Genomic DNA, 13783 nt, shown 5'->3' with positions numbered 1-13783 from the left:
GATAAAGAGCGCAATGGTAAACTTTCCCGTCCTGCCCTGCCCAACCAGGCTCCCCGACCCATGCAAACCGTCAGCCGCCCCAGCGGACGCGCCAGCGACCAGCTGCGCCCGATCACCATCGAACGCCGTTTCACCCGCCACGCCGAAGGTTCGGTACTGGTGAGCTTCGGCGACACCCGCGTGCTGTGCACCGCCAGTATCGAGGACCGCGTGCCGCCGTGGCTGCGCGGCAAGGGCGAAGGCTGGATCACCGCCGAGTACGGCATGCTGCCGCGCGCCACCCATACCCGCATGCAGCGCGAGGCGGCCAAGGGCGGCCAGGGCGGCCGCACCATGGAGATCCAGCGACTGATCGGCCGCAGCCTGCGCGCCTGCGTCAACCGCCAGGCGCTCGGCGAACGCGTCATCACGCTGGACTGCGACGTGATCCAGGCCGACGGCGGTACCCGCACCGCGGCGATCACCGGCGGTTACGTGGCCCTGGTCGATGCGGTAAACCATCTGATGAAGCGCGAGAACCTCAAGCGCAATCCGGTCATCGGCGCGATCGCGGCGGTCTCGGTGGGCATCTACAAGGGCCAGCCGGTGCTCGACCTCGACTACGCCGAGGATTCGGACTGCGACACCGACATGAACGTGGTGATGAACGACGGCGGCGGCTTCATCGAGGTGCAGGGCACGGCCGAAGGACACGCGTTCCGCCGCGACGAGATGGACGCCCTGCTGGCGCTGGCCGAGAAGGGCGTGGCCGAACTGGTCGCCGCCCAGCGCGCCGCGCTGGCCGAGGGCTGAGCGATGGGCCGCATCGTCCTGGCCAGCGGCAATCGCGGCAAGCTGGCCGAGTTCGGCCACCTGCTGGCCGACGCCGACTTCGAGGTCGTCGCACAGGGCGAGCTGGGCGTGGAGGACGTCGAGGAGACCGGCCTCACCTTCGTCGAGAACGCCCTGCTCAAGGCGCGCCATGCCGCCCGCGTCACCGGCCTGCCCGCGCTGGCCGACGACTCCGGCCTGTGCGTGGACGCCCTCGGCGGCGCGCCCGGCCTTTACTCGGCGCGCTATGCCGGCGGCCACGGCGACAGCGCCGCAAACAATGCCAAGCTGCTGCGCGCACTGGACGGCCGCCCCGATGCCGATCGCCGCGCCTTCTTCATCTGCGTGCTGGTGCTGCTGCGCCACGCCGACGATCCGGCCCCGCTGGTCGCCGAGGGCCGCTGGCACGGCCGCGTGCTGCATGCGCCGCGCGGCGAGGGCGGGTTCGGCTACGACCCGCTGTTCCTGCCCGACGGTCACACGCTCGGCGCGGCCGAGCTGGACAAGGCGCTGAAGAACCGGATCAGCCACCGCGGCCAGGCACTGGACCAGCTGCGCGCACGGCTGGGCGACCTCGCCGCCTGACATGGCCCTGATCGCGCCGCCGCTGTCGCTGTACGTGCACATGCCGTGGTGCGTGAAGAAGTGCCCGTACTGCGATTTCAACTCGCACGGCCTGCGCGACGCGCCGCCGCCCTACGCCGACTACATCGACGTGCTGCTGGCCGACCTCGACGCCGACCTGGCCGACTTCGGCGCCGCGCTGCACGGGCGCCCGATCGTCAGCGTGTTCTTCGGCGGCGGCACGCCCAGCCTGTTCGCGCCTAAGCTCATTGCCCGCTTCCTCGATGGCGCCCGCGTGCGACTGCCGTTCGTCGACGAGGCCGAGATCACGCTGGAGACCAACCCCGGCACCGTCGAGCACGGCCGCTTCGACGGCTACCTCGCCGCCGGGGTCAACCGGCTGTCCTTCGGCATCCAGAGCTTCGACGACGACAAGCTCAAGCGGCTCGGCCGCATCCATTCGGCCGCCGAGGCCGAGGCCGCGGTGAAGTCCGCGCAGGATGCCGGCTACGCCAACATCAACCTCGACCTGATGTACGCGTTGCCCGAGCAGACGCTGGACGACGCCCTGGCCGACGTGGCGCGCGCCGTGGCGCTCGCGCCCACGCACCTCTCGCATTACCAGCTCACGCTGGAGCCGAACACCGCGTTCGCCGCCAACCCGCCGCCACTGCCGGACGACGATCACGCATGGGCGATGCAGGAAGCCTGCGAGGCCGCACTCGCCGACGCCGGCTACCGCCAGTACGAGATCTCCGCCTATGCGCGGCCCGACCGGCGCTGCACGCACAACCTCAACTACTGGCGCTTCGGCGACTACCTGGGCATCGGTGCCGGCGCGCACGGCAAGCTCACCGATGCAGCCGCCGGACAGGTCCACCGACGCTGGAAGCAGCGGCTGCCCCGCACCTATCTGGAAGCGGCCGGGGGCCCGGCCCGCATTGGCGGCGACCAGGCCGTCGACGCCGACGAACTGCCGTTCGAATACATGCTCAACGCGCTGCGCCTGATCGATGGCGTACCGATGGACGAATTCACCGCCTTCACCGGCCTGCAGCCCGAGCGCATTGCCGTCCCCCTCGCAGACGCCCGCAGGCGCGGCTGGCTGATCGACGATCCGGCCCGGCTCGCCACCACGCCGCTGGGCCAGCGCTTCCTCAACGATGCCATCGGCGCCTTCCTATCCTGACCGACTGTCAGGACTGTGCCGCCCGTCACGCCGGCACTTCGCGCAACTTGCTCAAGTTCCACTTCAAGGATCCGTCACAGGACGGCACCGACGACGCACACCGGCAGGAAGCCTCCTTTCACCCACGCAAGGCGCTCTTCCACGCATGAACGGACCCGCTCCCACCCATGGCCGTCTCTCCGGCACGCAAGGCACCCGCCTGTTCACCGCCGAGGAACTGCGCGAGTACGCGGTCGCCTTCTCGCCACCGGTGGAGGAGCGCGCCAGCGTGGCCCAGCCGGTGCTGGCCGGACGCGGGCCGGGCTTCGACAAGCTGCGCTTCCCGCTGCGCACCGGCAAGCAGACCATCGGTCGACGCAGCGACAACGACATCGTGCTGGACGACCCCAGCGTCTCGGCCTCGCACGCCTGGCTGATCAACCAGCAAGGCCACTACGTGATCATGAATACGCTGTCGACCAACGGCGTGTTCGTCAACGGCCGCCGCGTGCACGAGGCGATCCTGCGCCATGGCGACCGCATCCGCCTCGGCCAGGCGGAATTCGTATTCCTGACCCGCGAGCGCGGGGTCGGCCGGTTCGGCCGCACGGCCTGGATCGCCGGCGTGGCTCTGCTTCTTGCCGGCATCGGCGCTCTGGCCTGGTGGCTGCACTGATGCTCTCGGCCGTCCGCGATCCGCAGCGGCCGAAGATGCTGGGCCGCTACCGCATCGAGGGCGTGCTCGGCACGGGCGCGATGGCGGTGGTCTATGCCGGCTACGATCCGCAGATCGAACGCGAAGTGGCGATCAAGTGCCTGCATGCGGGCGTGGCGGCGGACGAGGGCTACCGGCGCCGCTTCCTGGTCGAGGCACGTGCGGCCGGCCACCTGAGCCATCCGCACATCGTCACCCTGTTCGATGCCGGCCAGACCGACGACGGCCGCCCCTACATCGCGATGGAGCGGCTGTCCGGCGACACCCTGGCCAGCCGGGCTGCGAAGGACGGCCTGCCACCGTTGCCGACCGTGATCGAACTGGCAATCCAGATGGCCTCGGCGCTGGACTACGCCCACGCCCACGGCGTGGTGCACCACGACATCAAGCCGGAAAACATCATGCTGGCCGACGGCTGGCGCCACGCCAAGATCGCCGACTTCGGCATCGCCGAGCGGCGCGGCGCGCAGCGCAACAGCGGCGGCCCGCGCACCGAGGTCGGCGGCACCCCGGCCTACATGGCGCCGGAGCACCTGCGCGGCGAGCCGACCGACGCCCGCAGCGACCTGTACTCGCTCGGCGTGGTGCTTTACTGGCTGCTGGCCGGGCGCCTGCCCTGGAGCGAAACCGAGGACGTGCTGCGCCTGATCGAGGAACGCCAGCAGTCGCCACTGCCGCCGCTGGAGCCGATGGACGTGGCGGCGCCGTCGATCCTGATCGACATCGTGCACACCCTGCTGGCGCCGGACGCGGCCACCCGCTATCAGCGCGGCAGCGAGGTGGTGGCGGACCTGCAACTGGCCAAGCGCGAGTACGAGCGTCTGCACGAGCAGCCACTGGTGGGGCGCATCGTGTCGCTGCGGCTGCGCTGGTCTGCCCTGCTCGGTGTCACGCTCAGCCTGGTGCTGCTGGTCGGCATGATCGCGATCTACGCCATGCAGGGCCGCGCGGTGAGCGGGCTGGCGCTGGATTTCGGCAGCTCGCTCGGTCGCATGGTCGCCAGCGAGTCTGCCGAAGACCTGCTGCTGGGTGACCATGCCGCCACCCGGGCGCTGGTCGAGGACATGGCCCGCAACCACCAGATCCGCTACCTGGCGATCGCCGACCGCGACGGCCAGGTGGTGGCCAGCACACAGCCGCAGGAGGTGGGGCAAGGCCTGCCGGCGCTTCCCGCGACGCCGCTGGCACGCCGCGGCGACATCGACAGCTACCGCGAAGACCGAGGGGGCGGCGACGGCCTGCTGCTGTTCAACGCACCGATCCAGTACCAGGCGGCCAACGTCGGCACCCTGCGGCTGGGGATCAGCCGCACGCCGCTGCGTGCCGCGCAGAGGACCACCCTCGGGGTGATCGCGACCGTACTGGGTGTCACCCTGGTCGCGGTGCTGTTCGCCGCCTATGTCCTGTTCCGTCGCCTGCTCGGTCCGCTCGCCCTGATCGGCGACGCCATGCTGCGGGTGGCGCGTGGCGATCTGCGTTATCGCATCCGGCTGGTGCGACAGGACGAGCTGGGACGCCTGTTCGCCGCCTTCAACCTGATGGCCGGTGCGCTGCAGTCCCGCCAGCGACGGCCCCTGGCCACGCGCACGCAGCGATTGCCTGGAGCGGTGGCCTCGCTGGAAGGCGGTCATCGGCCACCAACCACCCGCACCCGCCCGTCCCTGGGCGAGTAATCCCGTTCAGAGCTGCTTGAGGCGGCGCTGCAGCTCCAGCGCCCGCGCACGGTAGGCGATCGCCGGCTCGTAGCCCGGCTCGATCGCCAGCACGCGGTCCCACAGGGCGATCGCCGGCGTCAGCTTCTGGTCGCGATACAGCACGATGGCCCGTTCGTGGCAGGTGGACACCAACTGCTGGCGCAGCGCGTCGGCAGCCCCCCGATCCGAAGCCAGGCCCGGGTCTTCCTTCAGCGCATCGTCCAGTTTCGCCAGCGCCTGGGTCTCCCGACCGGCACGCAGCAACGACAGGCTCTCGCGCTGCAACGCCTGTGACCGGGCGGCAGCCGAACCGGACGACGCTTCAGCCACGGCCGGAGCGGGCGATCGCGCCGCGACCCGTCGGCTCTTCGGCAACTTCACCTTCTGCCCCACCCACAGGCGGGACGGGTCGTCCGATCCGTTGTAGCGGGCCAGGATCAGGAACTGGCGGCCGTCGCCGAGATAGCGCCTGGCCAGGGTGCTGAACGACTCTCCCGCCTGCACCTCGTGGACCTGCGCCGGTGGACCGAGCCGTTCGCGCGGATCGTCGGTGAGCTGGTGCAGCAGATCCTCGGCGGCGCGGTCATCGGGATGAGCCTCGAGGTAGCGGCGGAGGTAGCGCTCGCCCTCCTCGTAGTGACCACGCTGCAGCTGCCGGTTGACGATCCAGGCCAACGGATGCAGCTCGACCGGCGGGGGAGCCGGGGCCGCCACGGGTGCCGGAGGCGGTGCAGCCGGGGCCGGCGCGACCTTCGGCGGCGGATGCAACAGGCCCTGCAGCTGGGCACAGCCGCCGAGGGCCAGCAGCATGGGCAGCCAGACCAGGCGCCGGGCCGAACCAGGCACATGACGGGTGGAAGAATCAACGTGGCTCAGAGTCATGCAACGAAACCTGTCGACCGGAAGATGGGGCACGGGTATGCCCGGGGACGGCGAACCTGCCAAGGACCCTGGACCATGCGCGCCGCATCGACGCGAGCAGGTGAAAAGGGGCCGGCTCCGCACGGACCAGGATGAGGGCGGCATTGTCGCCTTCTCCCCCTCCCCGGCGCAGCACCAGCGAGAGCGCCTCGCGCACGGCGAGCGATGGGTCGGCATAGTCGGTGAACGCGGCCAGCTCCGGTCCGGACAGATGCGCCCACACGCCATCGCTGCACAGGGCGAAGCGCTGGTCACGCCGCCGCGGCGCGTAGCCGTGCTCGACCTCCGGCCGACGCGCTCCGCCCAGCCCCCGCAGCAACTGATGCTGGTCCGGCGCGCTGCCCGCCTGGTCGGCGGCCAGTTCGCCGCGCCGGACGCGCTCCTGCACCAGACTGTGGTCCTCCGTGCAGCCCACGACGCGGTGGTGCTCGATACGGTAGAGGCGACTGTCGCCGACATGGGCCCAGAAGGCGTGTCGGCCCTTCAGAAGCAGCGCCACGACGGTCGCGCGGGGCGAGGCATTGGCCAGCGACGCCCCACGTCGCAGCAATTCGAGATGCGCGTCCTGGCAGAACTGCTCGAGGAACACGGCGCCGGGCAGGTTGCGCCAGTCACTCCGCGTCCAGAGCGACTTCGCGGCGGCGATCACCCCCGCCGAAGCCAGCTCGCCGGCACCCTCCCCGCCCATGCCGTCGGCCAATACCAGCAGCCAGGTGGAGGAGAGCGGATCGTGCAGGCACACCAGGTCGTCCTGCTGGCTGGGTCGCCCACCCCGGCAGCGCCCGGCGCCGACCGTGCCCCAGCACGGTGCGTCGATCGTCGCGATGTCGATCTGCTGCTCCACCGGTTGCTACCGCCCCTCCGTCCACGCCGTTGTCGTGGGCCTACGATAAGGGGGTTGCGACACGCTGCCTTCCGCCGACCTCCAGGATCGTGACGTAACCGACGTATCCGGCATAGACTCGTCGCCCCGGGGGGAGTTCTCAAGGTCAGCCATGGATGTAGAACCGCATGAGCCAGGCCAGCCGTCGCCGCAAGGCGGCGGTCACGGGCGACCGAGCGACCAGTGGTCGGGGCGCGCGCGTCGCCTGATCGAACGCTGCCAGACGATGAGCACCGACTGGCTCAAGCAGCCGGTGCGGGCCTGCCTCGACGAACTCGAGCGCCAGCTGTTCGCCCTGTCCGAAAGTGCCCGCGATCCGTTCGACCAGCAGCGCCATTTCAACGTGCGCCAGCGCGTCATGGCCGAACGCGGTGCGCTCGAGGCCCGCTTCCTCGCACGCATTGGCGAAGCCTTCCAGAAGCTCGGCCCCGTTACCGGGCCCAGCGCCACGGACGAACCCAGGCTGCTGCAGCTGAGCCTGGTGGACACCACCGAGCACGAGATGACGGTCGCGCTCGACAAGCTGGCCTCCCGCGGTGAAGCCCGGGGCGGCGGTGCCCTGTACGAACTGGGCTACCGGCTTGCCGTGCTGGTCGCTGCGCCGCCGCTGGAGGGCGGCGCCATCCCCGTGGGACCGCTGACCCTGGCGCGCGCGCTGCGCAGCGCCACCGCGGCCATCGAGCTGCCGGTCGAACACGACCTGTTGCTGTTGCGCTGCCTGGAGACGGCGCTGCTGCCGGAATTGTCCGGGTTCTACGGTGCGCTCAACGCCATGCTGGAAAAGGAGGGCATCCTGCCGCTCCTGCGTCCCTACCCGTTGGTGCGTCCCGCCGCCGCCCCGGCCCGCAGCGTCGGAGCAGCCGGAATCGCCGGCACGCCGTCGGCCGCCGCGCCGGCAGCAACAGCCCCCGGGTCGAACATCGTCGCAGGCGCATCGTCCGATCACGCCCATGCGGACGAGCCGATCGCGGTGCTCGATAGCCTGCGCGAACTCCTCGCGCGACGTCGGCGCAGCCCGGCCGCCTATGGCGGCGAGCCGGTCGAAGCGGCCACGCCGGAGGAGCTGCAGACCGCCCTGTCCGCGCTGCAGAAGCATCTCTCCCTGGTCGCCGACAAGGCCACCCGCGAACTGCGCAGCGCGCAGCTGCTGCGCGAGGAGCTGCTGACTCAGCTCAACGCGGACAAACCCGTGGACGCGCCCCGCACGGGCCTGAGTGCCGAGCAAGGGGACACGGTCGAGCTGGTCTCGATGCTGTTCGAGCAACTGTCGCAGCAGACCCAGCACAGCGAAGGCACGCACGCGCTGCTCGGCGGCCTGCAGTTGCCGGTGCTGCGCATGGCGGTCAGCGACCGCAACTTCTTCGACCAGAAGGAGCACCCCGCCCGCCAGTTGCTGGGCACCGTCACCGAAGTGGCCAACGACTGGCTGGACGATTCCGGCAGCGATGCCGACCGACATCTGCGTGCCAAGCTCGAACAGCTGGTGGAACGCGCCAATCGCGAGCCGCCCAGCGCGGGGCTGTACACGGCACTGCTGGCCGACATCCAGCAGCACCTCACACTGCTCACGCGCAAGGCGCAGGCGACCGAACGACGCCACATCGAGGCGATGCAGGGACGCGAGCGGCTCGACCAGGCGCGCCAGCGGGCAGCGAAGCTGATCGGCGAACGCTTCGCCCACGACCCGCCGCGCGGCCTGCTGCGAGCCCTGCTCGATCGCGCCTGGTCCGACGTACTGGCGCTGACCATCCTGCGCCACGGCGAGGACAGCGACGCGGTAGCCGCGCAGTTGCTCATCACCGACCAGTTGCTCGGGCGCAAGCCGGTCGTCGACCGGGCGCAACTGCAGGCGGACGTCGAGGCCGGCCTGCAGCAGATCGGCATGCACCACGAGGAAGCGATCCAGGTGGCCCAGCGCCTGGTGAACCCGGGCGACGCACCGGCCCCGATGGCCGGAGGCGAGACGCTGAGCACCACCGATCTGGCGCTGCGCCTGAAGCAGCACCAGCGGCTCGGTGAGCACCAGCAGCCGGCGGCGCCCGTGGCGGCCCCCACCGCGCCGCCAGCGGCGGCGGCAACGGCGGGGACGACGCCGGCGGCAGCGGAGTCGCCGGCGAAGACGGGGCGCGAGCGCAGGGAGCCGACGACACGACCACCGGCGCGGCGCGAGCCTGTGGTGGATCCGCGCGAGATCGAGACACAGGAGCGGCTGCGCCTGCTCCCGTTCGGCCGCTGGTTCGAGTTCACCGACCGCAAGACCGGCAAGACCAGCCAGCGCAAGCTGGCCTGGTTCTCACCGGTGTCCGGACAGACCCTGTTCGTGAATCGTCGCGGCATCCGCACCGACGACATCAGCCTGCCGCAGCTGGCGCACGAGATCGTCAAGGGCCGCGTACGCGAGCTGGGCGAGATGAAGGAATCGCTCCTGGACCGCGCCTGGCACTCGCTCACCGGCAACCTGCTGCGCACACCGAACGGCCGCCCCGGCCGGACGGCATATTGAGGCCGCCATGAACCCTCCGTTCCCGTCCAGCGAGCAGCGCCGCGCCGAACGCAAGCGCGTCAATTTCACCGCCGTGGTCACCGATGTGATCGCCGGCAAGCCGATGGGCTTTCTCGGCAACCTCTCGGCCGGCGGCATGCTGCTGATCTGCCAGCAGGCACCGCGCGACGAGGCGATCTACCAGGTGCAACTGCCGCTGCACGGACTCGGCCCGCAGCCGCAGCACATCGAGGTCGGGGTGCAGGCCCAGTGGCAGGAACGCCCTGCCGCCTCCGGCCAGGTCTGGGCCGGCTTCCGCATCATCGCCATCGGCAAGGAGGACACGGCCGCGCTCGAACGCTGGCTGGCCCTGCCCCACTGAACCGGCTCCCGGGTGGCATGACCCGGCAGCGCTTTGCGATCATGGAAGGCCCACGCGTACCCTGCGCGTCCCCACGGCACCGCGCGACGTCCGCGGCGCCCCGTCGAAAGGACCCCGCCCCATGACCGATCTCGCTCCCCTGTACGCCCGTCATCTGGCCACGCTGCGCGAGCGCGCCGACCAGGCGCTCGCGCGCGGCGGCTTCGATCACCTGCTGGTGGCCGCCGGACAGCCGCGCACAAAGTTCCTCGACGACAACCACTATCCGTACGCGGTGAATCCGCCGTTCAAGCACTGGGTGCCGCTGACCGACGCGCCGGGCAGCTGGATCGCCTACACGCCGGGCACGAAGCCGAAGCTGGTGTTCCTGCAGCCGCGCGACTACTGGCACGTGGTGCCCGAGGCACCGGCCGGCTACTGGGTGGAGCACTTCGACATCGTCACCGTGCGGACCGCCGAAGAGGCGATCGCGCAGTTGCCGAAGCAAAACGCCGCGGTGATCGCCGAAGCATGCCCGCCGATCGAAGGCGTGAAGGCGAACAACCCGAAGGCGGTGCTGGATTACCTGCACTACTACCGCGCCTACAAGTCGCCGTACGAGCTTGCGCTGATGCGCGAGGCCAGCCGCATCGGCGCGCGCGCCCACCGCGCCGCCGAACGGGCGTTCCGCGCCGGCGAGAGCGAGCTGGGCATTCATCAGGCTTATCTCGCCGCCGCCGGGCAGACCGACGCCGAGCTGCCCTACTCCAGCATCGTCGGCCTCAACGAGCACGGCGCCGTGCTGCACTACATGGCGCTGGGGCGCACGCGCCCGGCCGAGTCACGCTCGCTGCTGATCGATGCCGGTGCCAGCGCCTGCGGCTACGCCAGCGACATCACCCGCACCCATGCCGCCGCCGGCCATGAGGATTTCCAGGCGTTGATCGACGCGATGGATGCCGTGCAGCAGGCCCAGGTGGCCAGCGTGAGGGCAGGGGTGGACTACGCGCAGCTGCATGTGCGCGCCCACCACCAGCTCGCCGGCGTACTGAAGGAGCACGGCCTCGTGCACATGAGCACCGAGGCCGCAGTGGAAAGCGGAGTGACCCGCGCGTTCTTCCCGCACGGGCTGGGCCATTCGATCGGCCTGCAGGTACACGACGTGGCCGGCTTCGCCAGGAACGACCGCGGCGACACCATCCCCCGCCCGGACGGTCACCCGTTCCTGCGCATGACCCGCCCGCTCGAGCCGGGCATGGTGGTCACCATCGAGCCGGGGCTGTACTTCATCGACATGCTGCTGGAGGAAGTGCGCCAGGGCCCGGCGGGCAAGGACATCGACTGGGCGAAGGTCGAGGCGCTCAAGCCCTATGGCGGCATCCGCATCGAGGACGATGTGGTGTGCACCGACGGCGCCCCGGAGAACCTCACCCGCGACGCCTTCGCCGCGCTCGGCTGACCGGCCGGGCGGCGCGGCCTCAGTGGTAGCCCGCGTCGCCCGCCAGCTTGCCGCGGAACACGCGGTACGAGTACACGGTATACGCGAGCACCGCGGGGATCAGGAACGCCGCGCCGACCAGCACGAAGCCCTGCGAGGACGGGGGCGAGGCGGCCGCCCAGATGCTCAGCGCCGGCGGCACGATGTTCGGCCAGATGCCCACCACCAGACCGATGAAGCCGAGCAGGAACAAGCCGAGGGCGTAGACGAACGGCTGCGCCTCGCGCCGGTGGATCACCGAGCGCCACAGCATCACCGCGCACACCGCGGTGAGCAGCGGCACCGGCGACAGGTAGAGGAAGTTGCCGCCGGTGAACCAGCGATGCATCAGCGCTGAATGCAGCGTCGGCAGCGATGCGCTGACGATCAGCATGAACACGATCACCGCGACCATCAGCGGGCGGGTGAGGTCGAAGGCGATCTGCTGCACGCGGCCCTCGGTCTTGAGGATCAGCCAGGTCGCGCCCAGCAGCGCGTAGCCGCACACCACCGCGACCCCGGTCATCACCGCGAACGGGCTGAACCAGTCGAATGCGCCGTGCACCTGTCCCGGCGGCAGCGGCGCGATGCCGTCCACCAGCGCGCCGAGGATCACGCCCTGGGCGAAGGCCGCCAGCACCGAGCCGACGTGGAAGGCCAGCCCCCATAGCCAGCGCGAGGTGTGCGCCTTGAAGCGGAACTCGAAGGCGACCCCGCGGAAGATCAGCGCGATCAGCATGAGCAGGATCGGCAGGTACAGGCTGGACAGGACCAGCGCATAGGCCCTGGGAAAGGCCGCCAGCAGGCCCGCGCCGCCGAGCACCAGCCAGGTCTCGTTGCCGTCCCAGATCGGCGCGGCGGTGTTCATCATATGGTCGCGCTGGTGTTCGTCGTCGGCGAACGGGCTGAGGATGCCCAGCCCCAGCACGAAGCCGTCCAGCAGCACGTACATCATCACGCCGAAGCCGATGATGAAGTACCACACCACGGGAAGCACGGTCGCCAGTTCCATCGCCCTACTCCTCGATCGCGTCCTGCGGCACCGAGAGCGGACGGGCCGGCGTCTGGTGCGGCGCCGCCTCGCGCACCGGTGCCGGCACCGGTCCGGTACGGAACAGCTTCACCAGGTAGTACAGCCCGGCGCCGAAGATGCCCAGGTACACCACCACGAAGGTCGCCAGCGAGGCCATCACGCTGCCCACCGGCAGGGGGCTGGACGCCTCGGAGGTGCGCATCACGCCGTACACCACCCACGGCTGGCGACCGACCTCGGCCACCCACCAGCCGGTCAGCACGGCGACGAAGCCGGACGGGATCATCACCACCCACGCCCGCAGGTACCAGGGCTTTTCCAGCGTGCCGCGGCGCCAGCGCCACAGGCCGATCAGCGCCAGGCCCAGCATCGCGAAACCCAGGCCGACCATGATTCGGAAGGAGAAGAACGGGATCGCCACCGGCGGCCGCTGGTCGGCGGGGAAATCCTGCAGGCCCTTCACCTCGCCATGCAGGCTGTGGGTGAGGATGATGCTGCCAAGCCGCGGCACGTCGATCGCATAGCGGTTGGCCTGCGCCTGCTCGTCCGGCCAGGCGAACAGCGTCAGCGGCACGTCGCGGCGGGTTTCCCAGCGCGCCTCGATCGCCGCCAGCTTGGCCGGCTGGTTCCGGTGCACCTCCAGCCCGCTCATGTCGCCGACCACGATCTGCACCGGGATCACGATGGCGAGGAAGGCCAGCGCCAGTTTCAGGGTCGCGCGCGACTTGTCCGCGAAGCGACCCTTCAGCAGGTACCACGCAGAGACGCCGCCGATCACCATCGCGGTGGAGATGAACGCGCCCAGCACCATGTGCGGCAGGCGCACCGGGAAGGACGGGTTGAAGATCACCTTCATCCAGTCGTCCGGGTAGAACACGCCGTCGCGCAACGCGTAGCCGGCCGGGGTCTGCATCCAGCTGTTCGCCGCCATGATCCAGAAGGTCGATATCAGCGTTCCCAGCGCCACCATGCAGGTAGCGAAGAAGTGCGTGCGGTCGCTGACCTTGCGCCAGCCGAACAGCATCACGCCGAGGAACGTCGCCTCGAGGAAGAACGCAGTCAGCACCTCGTAGTTGAGCAACGGGCCGATCACGTTGCCCGCGGCCTCGGAGAAGCCCGCCCAGTTGGTACCGAACTGGAAGCTCATCACGATGCCCGACACCACGCCCATGCCGAAGGCCACGGCGAAGATCTTCAGCCAGAAGAAGTACAGGTCGCGCCACGGATCGGTGCGCCTGACCAGCCACACCGCCTCCAGGAAGGCCAGCCACGAGGCCAGCCCGATCGAGAACGCCGGGAACAGGATGTGGAAGGACACGACGAAGGCAAACTGCAGTCGTGACAGGAACTCGGCCGTCAACATGATCGACTCCTCGCGCTTGCGGTCCGATGGCCTGTACGTCGGCGTGCGGCGAACGGGTCCACCGCGCGACGAAACGCCTCGCGGCCATCGACCGCGCCGGCGCGCGGAGGCGCCACGGCAGGACATCGACGCGGTAGTCTGACGAGCCCCGCGTGGAGATCCGATGAGCATGGCCGGCCCGCGTCCCGACCCGCACCGTCGGCGCCGGCCGGCCGCGTCGCCGTGGCGCGAAGTGCTGCCAGTGTTGCTGGCCAAGCTGGTCGCCGCGGCGGCGCTGGGCTGGATGCTGTTCAGCGCGTCCCGCTGAGGGGG

13 protein-coding genes are annotated in these 13783 nt (G+C 70.2%); 9 read left to right on the top strand and 4 right to left on the bottom strand.

Going from position 1 to position 13783, the window contains the following annotated elements; all coding sequences use genetic code 11:
* Nucleotides 1-60 precede the first annotated feature (60 nt).
* The 5 genes from rph to NC595_RS19610 all read left to right on the top strand — a co-directional run bounded on the left by rph (nt 61) and on the right by NC595_RS19610 (nt 4930).
* On the top strand, nt 61-792 hold the full coding sequence (rph, locus tag NC595_RS19630; RefSeq protein WP_253569071.1) for a ribonuclease PH: 732 nt from the start codon (nt 61-63) through the stop codon (nt 790-792).
* Nucleotides 793-795: 3 nt separating this feature from the next.
* Nucleotides 796-1395 (top strand): RdgB/HAM1 family non-canonical purine NTP pyrophosphatase, encoded by a 600-nt coding sequence (rdgB, locus tag NC595_RS19625; protein ID WP_253569070.1) that lies wholly within the window; start codon nt 796-798, stop codon nt 1393-1395.
* A gap of 1 nt (nt 1396) precedes the next feature.
* Nucleotides 1397-2563 (top strand): radical SAM family heme chaperone HemW, encoded by a 1167-nt coding sequence (hemW, locus tag NC595_RS19620; protein WP_253569069.1) that lies wholly within the window; start codon nt 1397-1399, stop codon nt 2561-2563.
* Nucleotides 2564-2708: 145 nt separating this feature from the next.
* Nucleotides 2709-3218 carry an FHA domain-containing protein gene (locus NC595_RS19615; RefSeq protein WP_253569068.1) on the top strand — a complete coding sequence of 170 codons (510 nt, stop codon included), beginning with the start codon at nt 2709-2711 and terminating at the stop codon, nt 3216-3218.
* Nucleotides 3218-4930, top strand: a complete 1713-nt coding sequence (locus NC595_RS19610) for a protein kinase domain-containing protein (protein WP_253569067.1) — start codon at nt 3218-3220, stop codon at nt 4928-4930. The genes NC595_RS19615 and NC595_RS19610 overlap by 1 nt, the downstream gene beginning before the upstream one ends.
* Nucleotides 4931-4936: 6 nt before the next feature.
* Here the strand turns inward: NC595_RS19610 and NC595_RS19605 are convergent, their stop codons facing one another.
* Nucleotides 4937-5833, bottom strand: a complete 897-nt coding sequence (locus tag NC595_RS19605) for a LysM peptidoglycan-binding domain-containing protein (RefSeq protein WP_253569066.1) — start codon at nt 5831-5833, stop codon at nt 4937-4939.
* Nucleotides 5814-6716 carry a PP2C family protein-serine/threonine phosphatase gene (locus tag NC595_RS19600; RefSeq protein WP_253569065.1) on the bottom strand — a complete coding sequence of 301 codons (903 nt, stop codon included), beginning with the start codon at nt 6714-6716 and terminating at the stop codon, nt 5814-5816. Before NC595_RS19600 ends, NC595_RS19605 begins: the two co-directional genes overlap by 20 nt.
* 151 nt (nt 6717-6867) lie before the next feature.
* Between NC595_RS19600 and NC595_RS19595 the strand changes: the two genes are divergently transcribed.
* The 3 genes from NC595_RS19595 to pepQ all read left to right on the top strand — a co-directional run bounded on the left by NC595_RS19595 (nt 6868) and on the right by pepQ (nt 11057).
* Entirely contained in the window at nt 6868-9258 is a 2391-nt protein-coding gene (locus NC595_RS19595) for a DUF1631 family protein (RefSeq protein WP_256489716.1), read from the top strand.
* Nucleotides 9259-9265: 7 nt separating this feature from the next.
* On the top strand, nt 9266-9619 hold the full coding sequence (locus NC595_RS19590) for a PilZ domain-containing protein (RefSeq protein ID WP_253569063.1): 354 nt from the start codon (nt 9266-9268) through the stop codon (nt 9617-9619).
* 121 nt (nt 9620-9740) lie between these two features.
* On the top strand, nt 9741-11057 hold the full coding sequence (pepQ, locus tag NC595_RS19585) for a Xaa-Pro dipeptidase (RefSeq protein ID WP_253569062.1): 1317 nt from the start codon (nt 9741-9743) through the stop codon (nt 11055-11057).
* 19 nt (nt 11058-11076) lie between these two features.
* On the opposite strand, the gene cydB is transcribed toward pepQ, so the two are convergent.
* Together cydB and NC595_RS19575 are read right to left on the bottom strand one after the other, a co-directional pair.
* Nucleotides 11077-12087: a cytochrome d ubiquinol oxidase subunit II gene (cydB, locus tag NC595_RS19580; protein ID WP_253569061.1), complete on the bottom strand. Its 1011-nt coding sequence runs from the start codon at nt 12085-12087 to the stop codon at nt 11077-11079.
* A gap of 4 nt (nt 12088-12091) precedes the next feature.
* Nucleotides 12092-13468 (bottom strand): cytochrome ubiquinol oxidase subunit I, encoded by a 1377-nt coding sequence (locus tag NC595_RS19575; RefSeq protein ID WP_253569122.1) that lies wholly within the window; start codon nt 13466-13468, stop codon nt 12092-12094.
* 166 nt (nt 13469-13634) lie between these two features.
* Between NC595_RS19575 and NC595_RS19570 the strand changes: the two genes are divergently transcribed.
* On the top strand, nt 13635-13778 hold the full coding sequence (locus NC595_RS19570) for a hypothetical protein (RefSeq protein WP_253569060.1): 144 nt from the start codon (nt 13635-13637) through the stop codon (nt 13776-13778).
* Nucleotides 13779-13783: the final 5 nt, after the last annotated feature.

This window comes from Dyella lutea (assembly GCF_024158035.1).
GTDB lineage: Bacteria > Pseudomonadota > Gammaproteobacteria > Xanthomonadales > Rhodanobacteraceae > Dyella_A > Dyella_A lutea.
Note: the sequence above shows the minus strand (reverse complement) of the source record. Positions and strands in the feature narration are given on the sequence as shown.